The sequence below is a fragment of the Actinoplanes sp. NPDC051343 genome (assembly GCF_044455125.1).
Lineage (GTDB): Bacteria > Actinomycetota > Actinomycetes > Mycobacteriales > Micromonosporaceae > Actinoplanes.
In genome coordinates, this window is sequence record NZ_JBITEL010000004.1 from 41,480 (window position 1) to 62,395 (window position 20,916).

Annotated in this window: 18 protein-coding genes and 1 pseudogene; 13 read left to right on the forward strand and 6 right to left on the reverse strand. The window is 70.4% G+C overall.

Going from position 1 to position 20,916, the window contains the following annotated elements:
- Positions 1-35: 35 nt before the first annotated feature.
- Both ACIA5C_RS14285 and ACIA5C_RS14290 read right to left on the reverse strand, forming a co-directional pair.
- A complete protein-coding gene (locus ACIA5C_RS14285) occupies positions 36-341 on the reverse strand; it encodes a DUF202 domain-containing protein (RefSeq protein ID WP_396054443.1) in 306 nt (101 codons plus the stop codon).
- Positions 338-724 carry a YidH family protein gene (locus tag ACIA5C_RS14290; RefSeq protein ID WP_396054445.1) on the reverse strand — a complete coding sequence of 129 codons (387 nt, stop codon included), beginning with the start codon at positions 722-724 and terminating at the stop codon, positions 338-340. Before ACIA5C_RS14290 ends, ACIA5C_RS14285 begins: the two co-directional genes overlap by 4 nt.
- 324 nt (positions 725-1,048) lie before the next feature.
- On the opposite strand from ACIA5C_RS14290, the gene ACIA5C_RS14295 reads away from it, so the two are divergent.
- The 12 genes from ACIA5C_RS14295 to ACIA5C_RS14350 all read left to right on the forward strand — a co-directional run bounded on the left by ACIA5C_RS14295 (position 1,049) and on the right by ACIA5C_RS14350 (position 14,552).
- Positions 1,049-1,828: an electron transfer flavoprotein subunit beta/FixA family protein gene (locus tag ACIA5C_RS14295; RefSeq protein ID WP_396054447.1), complete on the forward strand. Its 780-nt coding sequence runs from the start codon at positions 1,049-1,051 to the stop codon at positions 1,826-1,828.
- A gap of 13 nt (positions 1,829-1,841) precedes the next feature.
- The gene (locus ACIA5C_RS14300; protein ID WP_396054449.1) at positions 1,842-2,774 is read left to right on the forward strand and encodes an electron transfer flavoprotein subunit alpha/FixB family protein; all 933 of its coding nucleotides are present in this window, start codon (positions 1,842-1,844) and stop codon (positions 2,772-2,774) included.
- A gap of 71 nt (positions 2,775-2,845) precedes the next feature.
- Positions 2,846-4,021 carry a cysteine desulfurase family protein gene (locus tag ACIA5C_RS14305; RefSeq protein ID WP_396054451.1) on the forward strand — a complete coding sequence of 392 codons (1,176 nt, stop codon included), beginning with the start codon at positions 2,846-2,848 and terminating at the stop codon, positions 4,019-4,021.
- Positions 4,022-4,069: 48 nt separating this feature from the next.
- Positions 4,070-5,257 (forward strand): tRNA 2-thiouridine(34) synthase MnmA, encoded by a 1,188-nt coding sequence (gene mnmA / locus ACIA5C_RS14310; protein WP_396054453.1) that lies wholly within the window; start codon positions 4,070-4,072, stop codon positions 5,255-5,257.
- Positions 5,254-6,258, forward strand: a complete 1,005-nt coding sequence (locus ACIA5C_RS14315) for a methionine synthase (protein WP_396054455.1) — start codon at positions 5,254-5,256, stop codon at positions 6,256-6,258. Before mnmA ends, ACIA5C_RS14315 begins: the two co-directional genes overlap by 4 nt.
- Before the next feature lie 63 nt (positions 6,259-6,321).
- Entirely contained in the window at positions 6,322-8,775 is a 2,454-nt protein-coding gene (gene ligA / locus ACIA5C_RS14320) for an NAD-dependent DNA ligase LigA (protein WP_396054457.1), read from the forward strand.
- Positions 8,776-9,357: 582 nt separating this feature from the next.
- On the forward strand, positions 9,358-11,415 hold the full coding sequence (locus ACIA5C_RS14325) for a putative bifunctional diguanylate cyclase/phosphodiesterase (RefSeq protein ID WP_396054459.1): 2,058 nt from the start codon (positions 9,358-9,360) through the stop codon (positions 11,413-11,415).
- Positions 11,416-11,456: 41 nt separating this feature from the next.
- On the forward strand, positions 11,457-11,756 hold the full coding sequence (gatC, locus tag ACIA5C_RS14330; RefSeq protein ID WP_364107660.1) for an Asp-tRNA(Asn)/Glu-tRNA(Gln) amidotransferase subunit GatC: 300 nt from the start codon (positions 11,457-11,459) through the stop codon (positions 11,754-11,756).
- A 6-nt stretch (positions 11,757-11,762) separates the two neighbouring features.
- Positions 11,763-13,226: an Asp-tRNA(Asn)/Glu-tRNA(Gln) amidotransferase subunit GatA gene (gatA, locus tag ACIA5C_RS14335; RefSeq protein ID WP_396054461.1), complete on the forward strand. Its 1,464-nt coding sequence runs from the start codon at positions 11,763-11,765 to the stop codon at positions 13,224-13,226.
- A gap of 26 nt (positions 13,227-13,252) precedes the next feature.
- Positions 13,253-13,540, forward strand: a complete 288-nt coding sequence (locus tag ACIA5C_RS14340; RefSeq protein WP_396054463.1) for an AAA family ATPase — start codon at positions 13,253-13,255, stop codon at positions 13,538-13,540.
- A gap of 170 nt (positions 13,541-13,710) precedes the next feature.
- On the forward strand, positions 13,711-14,097 hold the full coding sequence (locus ACIA5C_RS14345) for an AAA family ATPase (RefSeq protein WP_396054465.1): 387 nt from the start codon (positions 13,711-13,713) through the stop codon (positions 14,095-14,097).
- Between the two features lie 185 nt (positions 14,098-14,282).
- The gene (locus tag ACIA5C_RS14350) at positions 14,283-14,552 is read left to right on the forward strand and encodes a hypothetical protein (protein ID WP_396054467.1); all 270 of its coding nucleotides are present in this window, start codon (positions 14,283-14,285) and stop codon (positions 14,550-14,552) included.
- Between the two features lie 30 nt (positions 14,553-14,582).
- On the opposite strand, the gene ACIA5C_RS14355 is transcribed toward ACIA5C_RS14350, so the two are convergent.
- Both ACIA5C_RS14355 and ACIA5C_RS14360 read right to left on the reverse strand, forming a co-directional pair.
- Positions 14,583-15,488, reverse strand: coding sequence for a glycoside hydrolase family 75 protein (locus ACIA5C_RS14355; protein ID WP_396054469.1), 906 nt, complete (start codon positions 15,486-15,488; stop codon positions 14,583-14,585).
- Between the two features lie 113 nt (positions 15,489-15,601).
- The gene (locus tag ACIA5C_RS14360; RefSeq protein WP_396054471.1) at positions 15,602-17,020 is read right to left on the reverse strand and encodes a M1 family metallopeptidase; all 1,419 of its coding nucleotides are present in this window, start codon (positions 17,018-17,020) and stop codon (positions 15,602-15,604) included.
- Positions 17,021-17,155: 135 nt separating this feature from the next.
- On the opposite strand from ACIA5C_RS14360, the gene gatB reads away from it, so the two are divergent.
- A complete protein-coding gene (gatB, locus tag ACIA5C_RS14365; RefSeq protein ID WP_396054473.1) occupies positions 17,156-18,652 on the forward strand; it encodes an Asp-tRNA(Asn)/Glu-tRNA(Gln) amidotransferase subunit GatB in 1,497 nt (498 codons plus the stop codon).
- Positions 18,653-18,869: 217 nt separating this feature from the next.
- Here the strand turns inward: gatB and ACIA5C_RS14370 are convergent.
- Positions 18,870-19,090, reverse strand: a pseudogene (locus ACIA5C_RS14370) (IS481 family transposase); the annotation flags it as partial.
- Between the two features lie 199 nt (positions 19,091-19,289).
- Entirely contained in the window at positions 19,290-20,915 is a 1,626-nt protein-coding gene (locus tag ACIA5C_RS14375; RefSeq protein ID WP_396054475.1) for a metallophosphoesterase, read from the reverse strand.
- Between the last annotated feature and the right edge of the window lies 1 nt (position 20,916).

Below are 20,916 nucleotides of genomic sequence, written 5' to 3' on the forward strand. Positions count from 1 at the left end.
GCAATGATGACGCGGCCGGGCGTTTACGGCGACGATCAGAGCATGACAACAAGCCCGCCGAGAAGGGCGAAGGCGGCCGCGGTAAGAGCGTAGATCGGGACGATGCGGCGGCCGGGTCGCGGCGGCAGGGCGGCGAGGCCGCGCACCCGGCGGTAGGCCAGCGCGATCAGCAGAACCCAGGCGGCCATCGCGGCCGCGGCGACGAGCCAGGTCGCCGGTCCGGCGCCGGGCCGCAAGGCCGGGCGTACGGCCAGAAGCCCGACCGCCGTGGCCGAGAGTCCCGTCCTTCGCCAGGCGAGGCGGGTGCGCTCGGCCGAGGCTCCGTGATCTTCAGTCGTCATGCAACGGCCCGCAGCAGCACGGAGATCACCAGCAGCACCGCGCCCGCCCCGACGGCCAGCGCGAGGATGGCCGGGAACTTCGACGGCGGCAGTTCCTGGCCGAGCCGCATGGCCCGCTCGGTGCGCGCCCAGTGGTCGACCGCGCGCAGCGCGACGGTCCCGCCGAGCACCAGCAGCCCGATCGCGATGATCTCGCGCAGGTGGTGGATGGAGAGCGACGGCAGGAACTGGGCGCAGGCCATCCCGCCCGCGATCAGCGCCAGTCCGGTGCGGATCCAGGCGAGGAAGGTCCGCTCGTTGGCGAGCGAGAACCGGTAGTCCGGGGTGCGGCCGACCGTGGGTTGCTTTTCCGGATCGAACCACTGGGTGAGCGCTCGGAACACGCGCCGATTATCGACCGTGAAGGTCAAGAAGGTCATTCCAGAGGCTGCGTACTTCGTCACTGACGCACGCCTCGCGTAGCCGTCCACAGCGGCACCAGGGCGACTCGGGCCCGCTGCGGCCGTGTGGGGGAGTATGAGGTACGGACGGGCGTGGCCCGTCCAACAGTGGAGCAATTTGGCCGGACATGTCAGACACCTCCCTGTCGCGACTGTAGCGTCCGGGCAGTCGTGATGGTGAGGTGAGTCACCGTCTCTCTTAAGCTACTCGCGGGTAACCTCGGGTGGCAGCGGTGGGTTTCACAACAGGAGGGTCCAAGAAGCGCGATGAACATCGTCGTACTGGTAAAGCAGGTGCCCGACTCCGGCGCTTCGCGTGAGTTGGCCGCGGATGATTTCACCGTTGAGCGAGCCTCGGCGAGCAACGTCATCAACGAGATGGACGAGTACGCCATCGAGGAGGCGTTGAAGATCAAGGAAGCGCACGGCGGCGAGGTCACCGTGCTCACCATGGGTCCGGCCGGCGCGACCGAGTCGATCCGCAAGGCGCTCTCGATGGGCCCCGACAAGGCGGTCCACGTGACCGACGACGCGCTGCACGGCTCGTGCGCGGTCGCCACCTCCAAGGTCCTCGCCGCCGCGCTGGGCCGGCTGAACGCCGACCTGATCGTCTGCGGGGCCGAGTCGACCGACGGCCGTGTGCAGGTCATGCCGCACATGCTGGCCGAGCGCCTGGGCATCGCCGCGCTGACCGGCGCCCGCAAGCTCACCGTTGAGGGCTCCCAGCTGACCGCCGAGCGGCAGACCGACGAGGGCTACGAGGTCGTCACCGCCGCCACGCCGGCCGTGGTCAGCGTCTGGGACACCATCAACGAGCCGCGCTACCCCTCCTTCAAGGGCATCATGGCGGCCAAGAAGAAGCCGGTGGAGACGCTGTCCCTGGCCGACCTGGGCGTTTCCGCGGACGAGGTCGGCGCGGCCGGTGCCACGAGTGCCGTGCTCGAGTTCGCGAAGCGGCCGCCGCGCTCGGCCGGTCAGAAGGTCACCGACTCCGGCGACGGCGGCACCCAGCTCGTCACGTACCTCGCCACCGAGAAGTTCGTCTGAGAAGGGGTCGGTCATGGCTGAAGTACTGGTTGTCGTCGAGGCCGGCGTCAAGAAGGTCACCCTCGAGCTGCTCACGATCGCCCGCACGCTGGGCTCCCCGAGCGCGGTGGTGTTCGGTGACATCGACACCGCCAAGCTCGCCGAGTACGGCGCCGAGAAGATCTACGTCGCGTCCGGCGAGGACGTCGACGGCTACCTGGTCGCCCCCAAGGCGGCGGTGATCGCGTCGCTGGTGAAGTCCGTCGAGCCGGCCGCCGTGCTGCTCGGCTCGACCCAGGAGGGCAAGGAGATCGCCGGCCGGCTCGCCGTCAAGCTCGACAACGGCCTGCTCACCGACGCGGTCGCGGTCGACGCCGACGGCACCGCCACGCAGGCGATCTTCGCCGGCTCGGGCATCGCCAAGTCCAAGGTCACCCGCGGGCTGCCGATCATCACCGTCCGGCCCAACTCGGTCACCCCGTCGCCCGCGCCGGCCACACCGTCGACCTCGTCGGTGGACGTCGTGGTCAGCGACAGCGACAAGCTGACCAAGGTCGTCGAGCGGGTCGCCGAGAAGAAGGGCTCCCGTCCGGAGCTCACCGAGGCCGGCATCGTCGTCTCGGGCGGCCGCGGCGTCGGCAGCGGCGACAACTTCAAGCTGGTCGAGGAACTCGCCGACCTGCTCGGCGGCGCGGTCGGCGCCTCCCGGGCGGCCGTCGACTCGGGCTTCTACCCACACCAGTTCCAGGTCGGCCAGACCGGCAAGACCGTGTCGCCGCAGCTCTACGTGGCCCTCGGCATCTCCGGCGCGATCCAGCACCGGGCCGGCATGCAGACCTCCAAGACCATCGTCGCGGTCAACAAGGACCCCGAGGCACCGATCTTCGACCTGGCCGACTACGGCGTCGTAGGCGACCTGTTCAAGGTCGTACCGCAAGCCGCGGAAGAAATCCGCAAGCGCAAGTAGAACCTTCGTTACGGCCCGGCGGGAAACCGCCGGGCCGTACTTTCTTCGCGTACGGAATAAGCTTGGCGACGATGGCGTACTTGGATCACGCGGCGACCACGCCGATGCTTGCGGAAGCGCTCGACGCCTACGTCGCCGCCGCCCGTGACGTCGGCAACCCGTCGTCCCTGCATGCCGCCGGGCGCAGTGCCCGCCGGCTGGTCGAGGAGTCCCGCGAGCGCATCGCCGCGGCACTCGGAGCCCGCCCGTCCGAGGTGATCTTCACCAGCGGCGGCACCGAGAGCGACAACCTGGCCACCAAGGGCATCTTCTGGGCGCGCCGGGCCGCCTCGCTCAACCACCATCGGGTCGTCGTCTCGTCGGTCGAGCACCACGCGGTCCTCGACGCCGCCGACTGGCTCGCCGCCCACGAGGGCGCGGTGACCGACCTGCTGCCGGTCGACGCCCTGGGCCGGGTGTCGCCCTCCGCGGTCGCCGACCTCCTCGATCGTTACCGTGACGAGATCGCCGTGATCAGCGTCCAGTGGGCCAACAACGAGATCGGCACCGTCCAGCCGATCCAGGAGCTGGCCCGGCTGGCCGCCGAGGCCGGAGTGCCGTTCCACACCGACGCCGTGCAGGCGGTCGGCCAGATCCCTGTCGACTTCGCGGCCAGCGGGGTCGCGGCGATGACCGTCACCGGGCACAAGGTGGGCGGACCGGTCGGTGTCGGTGCTTTGCTGCTGGGCCGCGACGTGGCGGCGACGCCGGTGCTGCACGGCGGCGGCCAGGAACGGGACGTACGCTCCGGCACCCTCGACGCGGCCGGGGTGGCCGCCTTCGCGGTTGCCGTCGAGACCTCGGTCAAGTCCCAGGGCGACTATGCCGCGCGGGTCGGCTCGCTGCGGGACAGCCTGATCGAGCGGGTCCGGGCCGCCGTGCCGGACGCCGTCTACAACGGCGACCCGGCCGACCGCCTGCCGGGCAACGCCCACTTCAGCTTCCCCGGCTGCGAGGGCGATGCCCTCCTGATGCTCCTGGACGCGCAGGGGGTGGCGTGCTCGACCGGCTCGGCCTGCTCGGCCGGGGTCGCCCAGCCCAGCCACGTGCTGCTGGCCATGGGTGCCGACGACGACCGCGCCCGTTCCTCGCTGCGTTTCACGCTGGGTCACACGTCGACCACGGCCGATGTGGACGCGCTGCTCACGGCGCTGCCCGGGGCGGTCGAGCGGGCCCGCCGGGCCACCGCCTGGAAGACGCCCCGCTGATCTTCCCGCCCTTGGAAACTGCCTCGGCCGGGCGGATAGGCTCTAGCCATGCGAGTTCTAGCGGCCATGTCCGGCGGGGTTGATTCTGCCGTCGCCGCCGCGCGCGCCCGGGACGCCGGTCACGACGTCACCGGAGTGCACCTGGCGTTGTCACGCAACCCCCAGACCTACCGGACCGGCGCCCGCGGCTGCTGCACGCTGGAAGACTCCCGCGACGCGCGCCGGGCCGCCGACGTGATCGGCATCCCCTTCTACATCTGGGACATGGCCGAACAGTTCCACGACAACGTGGTCGACGACTTCGTCAACGAGTACGCCGCCGGCCGCACCCCCAACCCGTGCCTGCGCTGCAACGAAAAGATCAAGTTCGAGGCGGTGCTCGACCGGGCGGTCGCGCTCGGATTCGACGCGGTCGTGACCGGCCACCACGCGCGGCTCGGGGCCGACGGTCAACTGCGGCGCAGCGTCGACATGGGCAAAGACCAGTCCTACGTGCTGGCCGTCCTGACCCGCGAGCAGCTCGAACGCGCGGTCTTCCCGCTCGGCGACTCGACCAAGGCCCAGGTGCGGGCCGAGGCTGCCTCGCGCGGCCTGGCGGTGGCCGACAAGCCCGATTCGCACGACATCTGCTTCATCGCCGACGGCGACACCCGGGGGTTCCTGCAGAATCGGCTCGGTTCCGCCGAGGGAGACATCATCGACGGGCGTACGGGTGAGCGGCTGGGCACCCACGACGGCGCGTACGCGTTCACGATCGGCCAGCGCAAGGGCCTCGACCTGCGCGTGCCGGCCGCCGACGGCCGCCCGCGCTACGTGCTGTCGATCACCCCGGTGACCAACACGGTCACCGTGGGCCCCCGCGAAGACCTCGAGGTCGACGTGGTCACCGCGGCCCGGCCGATCTGGCACGGCGCGGAAACGCCGATCGAGTGCGAGGTGCAGCTGCGCGCCCACGGCGACGTGCTCCCGGCAACGGTGACCGTGGCCGACGGCGTGCTGACCGCCCGGCTCCACCGGCCGGCCAGCGGCGTGGCCGCCGGCCAGGCGATCGTGGCCTACCGCACCGACGCCACCCGCGGCGACGCCGTGCTCGGCTCGGCGACCATCACGGCCGGCCTGCGTTCGGGCGGCGATGTTGGGCTGGGCTCGGCGGCTGGTGGTTCGGGTGCCGGTGTTGGGCTCGGCTCCGGGGAGCCGGCTGGGCGGGAGCCGGTTTCGGCGGAGGCGGCGCGGTGACCGAGTTTCTCTGGCCGGCCGGGTCGGCGACCGGGGTCGGGTCGCTGCCCGGCACCGACATCGCCGAGGCGCAGCGGGTCGTCTTCGGGGAGCTGCCCGACCTGCCGCACCTGGCCGAGCTGCCGGGCCGCGGGCCGGGCTCCGACATGCTGGGCCGCAGCGCCGGATTCCTGGTCGATCTGCCGGTGCAGCTCTACGCCGGGCGCTGGCAGGTCGCCCCGCGGCCCGGGCATGACCTCCGGGTCACGGCCGATCTGCTCGAGCGCGACCTCGACCAGCTCACCGAGCAGGCCGACGGCTACACCGGCGCGCTCAAGCTGCAGTCGGCCGGACCCTGGACCCTCGCGGCCGGGCTCGACCTGCTGATCGGCGGGCGGCTGCTGCGTGACCCGGGGGCCGTACGCGATCTGACCAACTCGCTCGCCGAAGGCCTGCAGCGGCACGTCGAAGAGGTGCGCAAGCGGGTTCCGGGGGCGTCGCTGCTGCTGCAGCTCGACGAGCCGTCGCTGGCCACGGTGATGGCCGGGCAGGTGCCGACCGAGAGCGGGCTCGCCGCCTATCGCGCGGTCGACGGGCCGGACGCGGCGAGCTCCCTGCGGACGGTGATCGAGGCCGTCGGCGTGCCCGTCGTGATCCACAGCTGTGCTCCGCGCGTACCGCTGCAGACCCTGCGCGACGCCGGAGCCGCCGCCGTGTCGCTCGACCTCGGGTTGCTGAAAGATCTTGATCCTCTGGGTGAGGCGATCGAGGCCGGAATGGGCCTCTTCGCCGGGGCCGTGCCGACGCTGCCCGCTGCGGGTTCCCCGCCGCCGGACGGCAAGACCGCGGCCGAGCGGGTGCGGAAGGTGTGGCAGCGGCTCGGCTTCCCGATCGCCCAGCTCGGGGCGCAGGTCGTGGTGACACCGGCGTGCGGGCTGGCCGGGGCAAGTCCGGCATATGCCCGGGCCGCGCTGACCGCGTGCCGCGAGGCCGGACGGCGACTGGCCGAGGCGGAAGCCTGAGCCGGAAAATGTCAGGGGTCCCCGCTACCGTCTTCTCGTAAGCGAGTGACGACGGAGGTCCCGGTGCCTAAGAAGAGTTCGCCTGCCGAGGAGATCGAGCTCGGCGGGCCGACCCCCGACCAGGTGGTCGCCGCGGGCAAAGATCCGACGCCCGAGGCCGCATCCCGGCACGCCGAGCTGGCCGACGAGGTCCGCGGTCATCAATACCGCTATTACGTGCTCGACTCGCCGACCGTCACCGACGCCGACTTCGACAGGCTGCTGCGCGAGCTCGAGGCGCTGGAAGAAGAGTTCCCGGCGCTGCGCACGCCCGACTCCCCGACGCAAAACGTCGGCGGCTCGTTCTCCACGCTGTTCACGCCGGTCGAGCACGCCGAGCGCATGCTCTCGCTCGACAACGTCTTCGACGACGACGAGCTGGCCGCGTGGGCCGAGCGCACCGTGCGCGACGCGGGCGGGCCGGTCGAGTTCATCTGCGAGCTCAAGGTCGACGGCCTGGCGATCAACCTGACCTATGAGAACGGCCGCCTGATCCGCGGCGCGACCCGCGGCGACGGGCGCACCGGTGAGGACGTCACGTCCAACGTGCGCACGATCCGCGAGATCCCCGAGCGGCTGGCCGGCGACAACCCGCCCGAGCTGCTCGAGGTGCGCGGCGAGATCTACTTCCCGGTGTCCGCGTTCGCCGACCTCAACGCGTCGCTGGTCGAGCAGGGCAAGGCGCCGTTCGCCAACCCGCGCAACGCGGCCGCCGGCAGCCTGCGCCAGAAAGACCCGCGGGTCACCGCCTCGCGCGGGCTGCGCATGGTCGTGCACGGCATCGGCGCCCGCAAGGGCTTCACGCCGTCCTCGCAATCGCACGCCTACGAAGCGCTGCAGGCGTGGGGCCTGCCGACCAGCAGCCGGTGGAAGCTGGTCGACGACATGGCCGGGGTGCGCGAGTTCATCGCCTACTACGGCGAGCACCGGCACGACGTCGAGCACGAGATCGACGGCGTGGTCGTCAAGGTCGACTCGGTGTCGATCCAGGGCCGGCTCGGCTCGACCAGCCGGGCCCCGCGCTGGGCAATCGCTTACAAATACCCGCCCGAAGAGGTCAACACCAAGCTCCTCGACATCGCGGTCAACGTCGGGCGCACCGGCCGGGTCACACCGTTCGCGCTGCTCGAGCCGGTCAAAGTGGCCGGGTCGACGGTCGCCCAGGCCACGCTGCACAACGCGCGCGAGGTCGAACGCAAGGGCGTGTGGATCGGCGACACCGTCGTGCTGCGCAAGGCCGGTGACGTCATCCCCGAGATCCTCGGCCCGGTCATCGACCTGCGGCCCGACGACGCCCACCCGTTCGTGATGCCGACCCACTGTCCCTCCTGCGGCACCAAGCTGGCGCCGGCCAAGGAGAGCGACATCGACATCCGCTGCCCCAACACCCGCTCGTGCCCGGCCCAGCTGCGCGAGCGCGTGTTCCACCTGGCCGGGCGGGGCGCCTTCGACATCGAGGTGCTGGGCTACAAGGCGGCCCAGGCCCTGCTCGACTCCGGCGTCATCTCGGACGAGGGCGACCTGTTCGCGCTGACCGCCGACCAGCTGGCGCAGTCCCCGTTCTTCGTCAACCAGGACGGCAGCCTGGGCACCAACGCGACCAAGCTGCTCGAAAACCTGCAGCTCACCAAGGACCGCCCGCTGTGGCGGGTGCTGGTCGCCCTGTCGATCCGGCACGTCGGGCCGACGGCGGCGCAGGCGCTGGCCCGCGAGTTCGGCTCGATGGAGGCGATCGAGGCGATCGTCGCCCAGACCAGCAGGGAACTGGCCGAGGCAGCGGCGGCCGCGGCCGAGGCGGCCGCGCCGGAGGCCGGCGGTGATGTGGCGGTGGCCGCGCCGGAGGCCGGCGGTGACCCGGCGGTGGCTGTCTCGGATGCCGGCGGTGAGGCGTCGGATGGTGGCGGTGATGTGGCGGTGGCCGAGTCCGATGTCGGCGTTGAGGCGACGGGGGCGGCACCGGAGGAGGGCGGCGAGGCGGTCGAGGCCAAGCCGAAGAAGGTCAAGACCGAGCCGGACGCGTTGTCCCAGGTCGAGGGCGTCGGCCCGATCATCGCCGAGAGCCTGCGCGAATGGTTCACCGTCGACTGGCACCGCGAGATCGTCCGCAAGTGGCGCGAGGCCGGCGTGCGCATGGCCGATCAGCGCGTCGACACCGGCCCGCGTCCGCTCGAAGGCTTGAGCGTGGTCGTGACCGGCACGCTCGCGACCTATTCGCGCGACCAGGCGACCGCCGCGGTGACCGACCGGGGCGGCAAGGTGAGCGGCTCGGTCTCGAAGAAGACGTCCTTCGTGGTCGTCGGCGACAACCCGGGCAGCAAATACGACAAGGCGCTGTCCTTGAAGGTGCCGGTGCTCGACGAGGAGGGTTTCGGCGTCCTGCTTTCCGACGGCCCCGACGCCGCCCGAGCCGTAGCCGAAACCGCCGCCCCGCCCGAGGAAAAGCCCGAAGAACAGCCCGAAGAACAGCCCGGCCGATAACGCCTGACCGAGTGTCCCGGCCGCGCTGCCGAATGAGCCGCGGTCGGGAGCTACGGTCGCGGCCGCCCGAGTCGCGGTCTGCTCCGCTTCTCGGGGCTAACTGGCCAATTCGCGGAGTCTTTGTGCTCCGCCTTTGCGCCGCTCCGGTCTTCACCCGGCCGTGCCTATTTGCCGTGGGGTTGCCGCATAGCTTGGCCCCCGGTTTGAAGCGTTCTGCGGGCCGTATTTGGCGGCTGCGGCGTCACCGGTTGCTCACGTTGGCCGCTTACGGCGTTCTGCGGGCCGTATTGGCGACTGCGGCGTTACCGGTTGCTCACGTTGGCCGTCTACGGCGTTCCGCGCGCGGTGCTTGGCCGCCGCGGCGTTACCCCGGTTGCCGATCTCGGCCGTTTTGCGGGCTTCCACGGGCTGGCTCCTGGGCGAGTGGGGTAAACCAGCCGCCTCTGACATTTCGCGGTCGTTGTCCACAGCCCTCGAAGGAGCAGGAAACCGATCACACGGGCGGGGGAAATTTTGGCCGATGAGCGTTTGGAGGCTTATGCCGATTTGATAACGCTGAGGCCGTTTCGTGGTGAAAAGGACATGTGGATCTATCGTGAGAGCGATCAGCTGATCGTTGCCACGGTGGAGGTCGCATTGGATGCCGCACGCCCGCGCAGCTCCACGGCGAACGTCGAGAACACCGCCCGACGGCGGGCCGTCCTCATCAGTGGCCTCCTGACGCTGGTCGCCGACGCCACGCTCTGGGCCACCGGGCGGGGGCACTTCAGCGGGCTGCCCAGCGCGTACTGGGTGATGGCCGCCCTCGCGGTCCTCGTCGACTCCCGGCCCTACGTGGTGGCCGACCGCCGGACCAGCGCGGTCGTCCTGCCGTCCATCTGCTTCACCTTCGCCATCACGTTGGCCTGGGGATTCGTACCGGCCATGGCCGTTCAGCTGGTGGCCGTCACCGTCGCCGGATGGCGGATGCGTCAGCGCGTACGCCGTACCTTCCACCTCGCGTTGCAGCATGCTGTCGCCCTCGGCGCAGCTTCGGCCGTGGCCGCTCTGGCCGGCCTGAAGGTCGGACCGCAACCGCACTGGGACGACGCCGTCCTCACCGTGGCCGCCGCGACCGCCTGGATCCTGGCCCGCTACGGCCTCGCCGCGCTGACCTCGCTGGCCACCGCCAACAAGCGTCCCCGGAAGCGCGGCGTCGAGCTCCTTGCGACCTCGGCCCTGCTGCTGCTCGGCCCGGTCGTGCTGGCCACCGCCCAGGTCGGACTGCCGTTCGTGCCCCTGGTGTTGCTGGCCCTGCACGCCGTGCACCGCATGGTGCGGTCGGCCGGCGAGTGCGAGCGGGCCTCCCGCGTCGACGCCCTCACCGGCCTGCCCAACCGGCGGGCGCTCCAGGCGAGTGTCGGAGAACGCCGGCCGGTGGCCCTGCTGCTGCTCGACCTGGACCGGTTCCGCAACGTCAACGAGGCGCTCGGCCACAGCGTCGGCGACCGCCTGCTGGTCGAGGTCGCGCGTCGTCTGTCCGGCGTGGTTCCGGCGCACGACCTGGTCGTACGTCTGGGGGGTGACGAATTCGCCGTGCTGGCGACCCGGGTCGACGGTGCGCCGGGTGCCCGCCGGATCGCCCGGCATCTCGCCGAGGCGTTGAACCGGCCGTTCGCGCTCGACGGTCTGCCCGTCGACGTCAGTGCGTCGATCGGGATCGCTCTGCAGACCGAGCGGGGCGGGGACGGCGCCGAGTTGCTGCGGGCCGCCGAGGCCGCCATGTACGACGCCAAGCAGCGCGGTGACCAGGTGGCGATCTACGGTCCGGAGGCCGCGCACCATTCGCCGGACCGGCTGGCGCTGCTGGCCGACCTGCGGCGGGTGCTGCGGGAGGACGCGCCCGACGACGGGATCATGCTCTTCTACCAGCCGCAGATCGCGATCGCGACCGGCGAGGTGGTCGGTGTGGAGGCGCTGCTGCGCTGGCGGCACCCCGATCGCGGCATGGTCGGCCCGGAGGAGCTGATCCGGGTGGCCGAGCCGACGCCGGTCATGCGGCTGCTGACCGAGCGGGTGCTGCACGACGTCATCGCTCAGCTGGCGGTGTGGGACGCGGCCGGACGGCCCTTGCGGGCCTCGGTCAACGTCAGCGCCCGGGATCTGCATTCTCCGGACATCGCCGACCGGGTCGGCGAACTGCTTTCGGCGTACGCGGTGAAGCCCGACCTGCTCCAGTTGGAGATCACCGAGAGCGCCCTGATGGCCGACCCGCACCAGGTGCTCAGCACGATCACCAAGCTGGACCGGATGGGCATCGCGATCTCGCTCGACGACTTCGGCACCGGGTTCTCGTCGTTGCAGCATCTGCGCCGCCTGCCCCTCGCCGAGGTGAAGATCGACCGGTCGTTCGTGCTCGGCATGGCCACCGATCGGGGTGACGCCGCCATCGTCCGCTCGGTGATCGACCTGGCCGAGGCGCTGGGTCTGCGGGCGGTCGCCGAGGGCGTCGAGGACGAGCGCACCTGGCGCCTGCTGGCCGCGGCCGGGTGTCACGCCGCGCAGGGCTGGTTCCACGCCCGGCCGATGCCGGCCGCCGACCTGGCCGACTGGCTCGTCCGCTACCGCCCGCTGCGGCCCGGCCTGACGCCCGTCAAATAGACTCGCCCAGTCAGCACCGGATTAGGGAAAGTAGGGGCATGATGGCCGCCATCTCCCGCGAAGAGGTCGCGCATCTCGCGCACCTGTCGCGGCTCGCCGTGACCGATCAGGAACTGGACCAGTTCGCGGGGCAGCTCGACGTGATCCTGCAGTCGGTGGCCCGGGTCGGCGAGGTGGCCGCGGACGACATCCCGCCGACTTCGCACTCCGTTCCGCTGACCAACGTTTACCGCGACGACGTGCCGCGCCCGTGCCTCACTCAGGAGGAGGCGCTCTCCGGGGCGCCCGACGCCTACGAGGGCCGGTTCCGGGTGCCGCGGATCCTGGACGAGGAGGCCTGAGCCGCTATGACCGATCTGACTCGTCTCTCGGCGGCCTCGTTGGCTGCTTCCATCGCGTCGAAGGAGGTCTCGGCGGTTGAGGTCGCCCAGGCTCACCTGGACCGCATCTCCGCTGTCGACGACCGCGTCCACGCTTTCCTGCACGTCGATCGCGAGGGCGCTCTGGCCGCCGCGGCCGCCGTGGACCGCGGCGAGGTGACCGGGCCGCTGGCCGGGGTGCCGGTCGCGGTCAAGGACGTGCTCGCCACCAAGGGCGTGCCGACCACCGCCGCCTCCAAGATTCTCGAGGGCTGGAAGCCGCCGTACGACGCGACGATCGTGCGGCGGCTCCGCGCCGCCGGCACGGTCATGCTCGGCAAGACCAACATGGACGAGTTCGCGATGGGCTCGTCGACCGAATACTCGGCGTACGGCCCGACCCACAACCCGTGGGACCTCGGTCGTATCCCGGGCGGCTCGGGCGGCGGCAGCGCGGCCTCGATCGCCGCCTACGAGGCGCCGCTCGCGATCGGCACCGACACCGGTGGCTCGATCCGTCAGCCGGGCGCGGTCACCGGCACGGTCGGGGCCAAGCCGACGTACGGCGGTACCTCGCGCTACGGCCTCATCGCCTTCTCGTCCTCGCTCGACACCCCGGGCCCCTGCGCCCGCACAGTCGAGGACGCGGCCCTGCTCCACTCGGTGATCGCCGGCTACGACGAGTGCGACTCGACGTCGATCCCGTCGCCGGTGCCCGATGTGGTCGGCGCCGCCCGCCTCGGCGCCTCCGGCGACCTGACCGGCGTCAAGCTGGGCCTGGTCAAGGAGTTCGCCGGCGACGGTTCCGAACCGGGTGTGCTGGCCGCCTTCAAGGAGGGCCTGGAGGCGCTGGTCAAGCTGGGCGCCGAGGTCGTCGAGGTGTCCTGCCCCCACTTCGTCTACGCGCTACCGGCCTACTACCTGATCGCCCCGAGCGAGGCCTCCTCCAACCTGGCCCGCTTCGACGGCGTCCGCTACGGCCTGCGGGTCGGCGACGACGGCAACCGGTCGCTCGAGGAGGTCATGTCGCTGACCCGCGACGCCGGCTTCGGCCCCGAGGTCAAGCGGCGCATCATCCTGGGCGCCTACGCGTTGTCCAGCGGCTACTACGACGCCTACTACGGCCAGGCGCAGAAGGTCCGCACCCTGATCACGCGTGACTTCCAGTCCGCCTTCGAGAACGTCGACGTGCTGGTCTCGCCGACCACGCCGTTCGTCGCGTTCCCGTTCGGGTCGCGCACCTCCGACCCCTACCAGATGTACCTGGCCGACCTCTTCACGATCCCGACCAACCTGTACGGCGGCCCGGCGATCTCCGTACCGTGCGGCCTGTCCGAGGGCCTCCCGGTCGGCTTCCAGGTGATGGCGCCGACGATGGCCGACGACCGCATGTACCGGGTGGCCGCGGCCCTCGAGTCGGCGGTCGGCTCGCTGACGCCGCCCGCGCTGTAGGGGCTTTCCAGGCGGAGAGGAAGCGAGTGCTCACTCGAATCGAGATCGACGGGTTCAAGACGTTCCGCGACTTCGCACTTGACCTGCCGCCGTTTCTGGTCCTTCTCGGGCCGAACGGCGCGGGGAAGTCGAACCTGTCCGATGCACTTGACTTCCTCTCGGGCCTGGCCGACGAATCGGTCCTGCAAGCCGCTCAGAACGTGCGCGGGTTGAGGCCGTTCGTGGCCTATGAGAGAGTTCGTGCCCTGTCGCCGGCGGCTTCGAAGAGCCCGACACGCTTGGCTCGGGCGGGGCCCATCTACCCGACACGCTGAACCGGATCGCGCGAACTACCGCTAGTGAAGATCGGCCGAATGGTGTGCTCGGCGACATCTCCGCGGATCTCGCCAGCGTGATCGCCGACGTCAGCGGCATCCGCATAGACGATGATGAGAAGTGACGCCGCCGCGAGGTCGAGTTTCGGGCCCGGGGCGACTCCGGTGCCGTGTCGGCCCGAGTTGCTTCCGATGGAACGCTCCGGGCCGCCGCGCTCCTGACCGCTGCATACGACCCGGCCAACTCCGGCCTGTTGTGTTTCGAGGAGCCGGAGAACGGCATTTATCCCGAGCGCCTGATCACGCTGGTCCGGCGGCGGCGGGCGATTGTTGAGCGTGCGCTCGCCAGGCGAGCGGTCGAGCCCTCGGCGCCGGTCGTCCAGTTGCTTCTCAGCAGCCATTCGCCGGCAATGCTGCGGGCGCTCGATTCGTCCGGGGCGGACGGCGTCTACCGGGATGTGGTCTTCCTCGCTGCCGTCTCTCGGGCCGGGCCGGGCCGGTCGCGAAGCCACCTCATCGGCCCAGGTTCGTTGCGACCGGCGACCGGCCGCCGCTAGCCGAACAAGACAGCCTCGGCCCGAACGACCGGACATCCTTGATCTCGTTCGCCGGCATGAGAACACGTTCCATCTGGTCTTCGTGCATCGCGATCAGGACGGCAATACCGACCGCATCCGTCGCCAGTGGATCGATCCGCTGGTGACGGCCTGGAGCCAACGGGCGGACCGAGCGTCTGATCCCCGTGGTTCCCGTACGAAAGACCGAGGTTCTGGGCATCAATTGGCCCGACGCCCGGCTTGGTGTTCCCACTCGCCCGGCGGAGGTCGAACGCGTACCCGATCCGAAGGTGCCGATCCGCAAACTCGTGAGCCGGCTCAACCGCCCGATCGAGGACTTCTACGAGGAACTGGCTGAGTCGATCTCCCTCGACCGCCTCCTGGAGGTTCCGTCGTTCGCCGACGTCCGAAGCTGCATCGGCGACTCGCTCGCGGCACTCGGCTGCCGACGGTAGAGACGGGCGGCCGTCGGCCGCCCGTTTCTGCTAGAGGCGCTGCCAGAGGGCCGGTGTGTTCGGCGGCTCCCACGACGTGATCGACGTGTGGGATTGCAGGCAGCGGTACTGCACGCCGTTGTAGGTCACCACGTCGCCCGCCTTGTAGGCGTGCCCGGCGGCCCAGGTTGTTGCGCCCGCCGGCGGCGTGGTCGGGCTGGTGGTCGGCGGCCTGGTGGTCGGGCCCGTGGTCGGCGGGGTGGTCGTGGTGCCGCCGCCGTTGCCGACGAAGGCGCTTGCCGCGGCCGCGCCGACCGAGTCGATTGTGGTGTTGTTCTCGACCGGGTTGGGGACGGTGCCGGTGAACACGATGAAGGTGACCGGGCCGTCGGTGCCGCCGTTCTCCGGGTTGGGGTTGATGCCGAGGTCGCGGGCGGTGGCGTAGGACGCCTCGCCGATGATGTTGTCGGGGCCTTCGTCGGCGAAGACCGCGTACACGATCTTGTTGTTGTAGATGACCGCGCCCACGTTGCCCGGTTTGATGCCGGCGCCCTGGTAGTTGAAGCGCGAGCTGGGCAGCGGGATCACGAAGTAGTGCGTGGTGTCGGCCGTGAAGTACTGGCCCTTTGACGTCTCGAACGACGTCTGCGCCTGGTACCACGGGTCGGTCGAGCCGTTGCAGTTCGTGGTGCCGATGCCGTCGCAGTCGACGTCGAGGTCGGCGGTCCAGTGGTAGACGTTGCCGTTCTTGCAGATGTTGACGGTGGAGGCTCCGCCGTCGTCGGTCGCGTATTTGCCGTTGGAGGCGACGGTGCAGGACGCCGTCTTGGCCAGCAGCTGGGCCGCGGTCGGGCCGGTCGCCGCGGAGGCGGGCCCGGAGGTGGCGGCGATCGCGGCGGTCGCGACGAGGGGCAGCGCCACCGCGGCGATCAGGGTGAAGGGGGATCGGAGTTTCACAGCGGTACTCCTCGGGGGAAAGAGGACCCGGCGTGCATCGACGTATATCGACACATGCCGGGGATGCTAACCCGTCGGAGCACTATTAGGAAAGGTATCTAACGATTCCGGTTTCACGCCGGCGTCGTCTTCGAGTCCAGCCAGCTGTTGATCAGCTTGGTGTAGTTCTTGCCGGTCTGCTGGTTGACGAACGCGATGAACGTGGCCCGGCTCTGCGTGGTGTATTTCCGGGTCTGCACCCACGCGGTGGCGACCTGGAAGAACTTCTTCTTGCCCAGCGCGTCCTGGAGTTCCTTGAGCATGGTCGCCGGGCAGAGGTAGACGTTGTTCTCCGCGAAGTTGGCCGCCTTGGGCTTGCCGGGCGGCCCCAGCTTCTTGCGGTTGACCGAGTCGAAGTGACGCAGGAAGGCCTCGAGGTCGGCGTCGCTGAAGTGCTGCGAGCTCTGCTCGAACAGGTACTGCGAGTATTGCGCCCAGCCCTCGTTGAGCCACAGGTCGGTCCAGGTGGCCGGCGTGATCGTGTCACCGAACCACTGGTGGGCGTACTCGTGAAGGATGTCCTCCTCGAAGTACGACAACTCGGCCTTGCCCCACTTCTTGAAGATGCGGGCGCCCAGCGTCACCATCTGCTGGGTCTCCATCGCCGAGTCCGAGTCGACCAGCACCAGCCCGGCGGTGGGCAGCGGGAACTTGCCGTAGTGGGCCTCGAGAAACTTGATGAACTGCGGCGACTTCTTCAGCGAGGGCAGGAACTTGTCGTCGACGCCCGGGCGGTACCAGTACGTCAGCGGCAGCCCGTGCGGCCCGGTCGCGGTGATCTTCTTGTACTTCCCGACCGCGAGCGTCTGCAGGTAGGACGCCATCGGGACCGCGCTGGTGTAGCGGAAGGTGTTGCCCTGCTGCCCGGCCGGGGTGCCGGCCGCGATCGCCGACCAGCCGGCGGGCGCGGCCACGCTGATGTCGTAGAGCGCCTTGTCGGACGGCTGGTCGTTCGCCGGGTACCACGTGTAGGCGCCGTACGGCTCCTGCATGGTCCAGAGGCTCTTGTCCTTGGTGATGGTGAGGCCGAGCGGCTCGGCGTCGCCCCGGTGCGACGGCAGGGGCGTGGTGGTCGGCTTGCCGTGGTATTGCACGACCAGGGTCACCGGCTGATCGGCGGTGACCGCCACCGGCACGATCAGCTTCTCGCTCACGACCTTGGCGTCCGCCTTGACGCCGTCGACCGTCACGCCGTCGAGCGTGTAGGGCTTGAAGTCGAGGTTGATCTCCGACGCCGACGTCACCGGGCGGATCTGCACGGTCGCGGTGCCGGTCAGCGTGGTCGTGTCGGGCGCCCACGACAGGTCGAGCCCGTAGTGCAGGACGTCGAGCGCGGGGTTGCCGTGTTTCGGATAAAGGGTGTCGGCGACCGGGGCGGAGCGGCCCGCGGCCCACCGGGCGTAGTTGACCTTTTCCGCCGCGACGGGCGCGGCGGAGGGGGCGGGTGCACCTTGTGCGTGGGCCGTGCATCCGGCGAGAAGAAAGACAGACATGAGTAGTGCCGTGCGGCGCATGGTGGAGACCGTACAGAAATGATCATCACTCGTGGGGGCAGCTCCAGGGCTTGCGAAAACCTGTCGGTCCCGCCCGATAGTCTGGTCCCTGTCCGGTTGAAGGGAGCCCCACAAATGACCACGACCGCTCTGCCCTCGTACGAGGACGCGGTGAGCCGTTACGAGCCGGTCATCGGCCTGGAGACGCACGTCGAGCTGGGCACCCGCACCAAGATGTTCTGTGGCTGCCGCACCGACTTCGGCGCCGAGCCCAACACCCAGGTGTGCCCGGTCTGCCTGGGCCTGCCGGGTGCGCTGCCGGTGGCCAACCGGGCCGGCATCGAGGCGACGATCCGCATCGGTCTGGCGCTCAACTGTGACATCGCGAGCTGGTGCCGCATGGCCCGGAAAAACTACTTCTACCCGGACATGCCGAAAAACTTCCAGACCTCGCAATACGACGAGCCGCTGTGCACCGAGGGCTACGTCGACGTCGAGGTCGACGGCAAGACCTACCGCATCGGCATCGAGCGCGTGCACCTCGAGGAAGACACCGGCAAGACGCTGCACGTGGGCGGCGCGACCGGCCGCATCCACGGCGCCACCGAGTCGCTGGTCGACTACAACCGGGCCGGCATCCCGCTGGTCGAGATCGTGACCAAGCCGGTGCCCGGCCTCGGCGCGCTCGCCCCCGAGATCGCCAAGGCCTACGTCGCCGAGCTGCGCGACATCGTCCGCTCCCTCGGTGTCTCCGACGTCCGCATGGAGCAGGGCTCGCTGCGCTGCGACGTCAACACCTCGCTCAACCTCCCGGGCGACGAGTGGGGCACCCGCACCGAGACGAAAAACGTCAACTCGCTGCGTTCGGTCGAGCGCGCGGTCCGCTCCGAGATCATCCGGCAGAGCTCGCTGCTCGACGTGGGCACCCGCATCTTCCAGGAGACCCGCCACTTCAACGAGGAGACCGGCGACACCCGTGCCGGACGCTCCAAGGAAGAGGCGACCGACTACCGCTACTTCCCCGAGCCCGACCTGGTGCCGATCGCGCCCGACCCGGCCTGGGTCGCCGAGCTCAAGGCGGCGCTCCCCGAGAAGCCGAGCGCCAAGCGGGCCCGGCTGCGCGAGGAATGGGAGATCAGCGAGCTCGACATGCAGTCGGTGGCCAACGCCGGCGCGGTCGAGCTGATCGAGGAGACGATCGCGGCCGGCGCGTCCCCGGCCGGCGCCCGCAAGTGGTGGATGGGCGAGCTCGCCCGCCGGGCCAACGAGCAGGGCATCGAGCTGGCCGCGGTCGGCGCGAGCCCGGCCCAGGTGGCCGCCCTGCAAAAGCTGGTCGACGAGGGCAAGCTCAACGACAAGCTGGCCCGCACGGTGCTCGAGGGCGTCGTCGCCGGCGAGGGCGACCCGGCCGCCGTGATGGCCGCCCGCGGCCTCGGGGTGGTTTCCGACACCGGCGCCCTGACCGCCGCGGTCGACGAGGCCATCGCCGCCAACCCCGACATCGCCGCCAAAATCCGCGACGGCAAGGTCGCCGCCGCGGGCGCCCTGGTCGGCGCGGTCATGAAGACCACCCGCGGCCAGGCCGACGCCAAGACCGTCCGCGAACTGATCCTCTCCCGCCTCACCTCCTGAAAAACCTTTCCCGTACGGGATTTGAGCCGTCCCGCCCGAGCCGGGGCCGCTCCCTGAGGAGCGGCCCCGCCAGGCGGTGGGTCACCCTCGCTGCCGCCGCCACCGGGCGGGCCCGGTCGGCCACAACCGCGGGTGGCTCGCTGTTCCGGGAGTTGCCCCGAGCCATCCGGCGCCAGCTGTCCTGCTCAGAGGTCAGGTACGCGGGTGGCCGGTGCTCCTCCGATGGCGGAGTGTAGGGCTTGGTGTAGGCCCATTCGTCGTTGAAGGTGCGGTGGAGAGCCTGCCGTTGGTTTGGGGCCGGTAAGGTCGGGTCCTTTTCACCGCGACGCCGAGCTGTGTGCAGGTGTCGTGCCAGAGCCGGGACTTGTAGCAGGACCCGTTGTCGGTCAGCACCCAGGTAATGCCGTGGCCGGTGACCCAGGCGTGCGCTCGTAGCCAGACCCGGCGACCTTTCCGCGGCCCGGCGCAGCAGCCAGCCGTCATCAACGACGGACCCTCCCGGCGGCGCACACCACCGGCGCCTGGCGGGCCGCGTACCTCTAGCGCACCGGAAAGCCGCCCGGGGTCCGCTCGCCTGCCCGCACCGTGCCCAGCGGTCCGGCCCCGATCCGGCGGTCGGTCGGCGCCGGGACCGACGTCAGCGGCTGGGCTGGTTGTCCGGAACGACCGAGGGCGACGACGGGTCGAGGGATGCGGACGGGGATGGCAGCACGTCGTCGTCGGCGCCGATGACGTTGCGCTGCATCTCCACGTTGGACTCGCCGGTGCCGCCCAGCGAGATGTCGTCGTACGCCTTCAGGTTGTGGTTTTCGTCGAAGTAGAGGACCGACAGCTCCAGCGGCGTCGGCTTGTCCTTCTCGAGGCCGCGCAGCCCGGCCCCGCCGGTCGACCCTTCGACCATCAAGCGGGTCGGTACAGGCGGGTCCGCGGGCGGGATCGAGGGCGGCGGCGTGACCTCCGCCGAGGAGGACGCCGACGGGGAGGGTGACGGCTCCGGCAGCAGGCTCACCTGCCGCTGGTGCAGGTGCCCGGCCAGCACCAACGGCACCACCCCGGACAGCGGCGGGGCCATCGCCGGGTCGTGGACCATCGCGATGTCGACCCGCTTGTCGTGCCCGTGGACCGTGTCGGCCAGTTGCCGGCCGCTCTGCAGCAGCGGCGACGTGGCCGGATCCTCCGGCGGCTCGGTCGTGCTCTTGTCCGGGGTGAACTCGGGGTCGCCGATGCCGGCGATGGTCAGGCCGTCGACCGTGGTGACCGTGTTGTCGAGGACGACCGCGTTCTTCTCCCGTGCGACCGCCGACTGGATCGCGCTGGAGTCGTGGTTGCCGCGCACGTAGATGTAGGGCACGCCGAGGGTCGAGATCGAGGAGACGTACGACGTCTCGGCCGCGCTGCCCCAGTCGACGTCGTCGCCGGTGTCGACCACCGCGTCGATGTCGAACGTCTTGACCACCGTGCGGATCAGGCCCCACGACGACGGGTTGAGGTGCAGGTCGGAGACGTGCAGGATGCGGGTCGTGTTGCCGGCCGGTTCGTACGAGGGCAGCGCCGACACTGTGGTGTAGACCCGGCTCACGTTGCTGACGATCTGCTGCAGCTGGTCGGCGTAGCGGCCGTAGTTGTCGGCGATCTTGCGCGCGTCGCCGACCACCGAGGGCGCGTTGATCAACAGGCCCTCGTAGCGAGGCTCGGCGATCGAGTCGGGCCGGAGCGTGCCGGCCGCCAGGCCGAGGCTGCCGCCGGTGACGACGAGCGCGGTGACGCCGGCCGCCGCGATCCGCCGCACGTTGCGGAAGATCAGCGTGGCCAGCACGAGCGCGCTGAGCACCCCGATGCCGAGGGTGCGCACGCCGAGCCGCAACACCCCGGTGCGTACGTCGTCGACCGCGCTCTCCCCGGCCGCCGAGATGCCTCCCGGCCGGTCGATGAGCGCCTCGGTGCGGTTCTGGTCGAGCGACCCCAGGTTGACCTTGAGGTGGATCGGGCCGTCGTGGCTGCGGAGGTGCAGCGAGCCGAGCGGCGGGATGTCGATCTCGGTGCCGCCCTTGAAGGACGGGCTGATCGACATCTCGGCGCGGAACGGGCCCACGTCGAGGTTGGTGTGTGCGAAGAGCATCGTCCCGATGATCACGCCGCCGATGCTGACCAGCCCGACCATCGCGGCCGTACGTACCCGGCGGGTCCACCGGTTGCGCATGCAGCGGGCGAGGAAGGCGGCCACCGCCCGGAAGTGGGCCGGGGTGCCGGGGAAGAGGCGCATG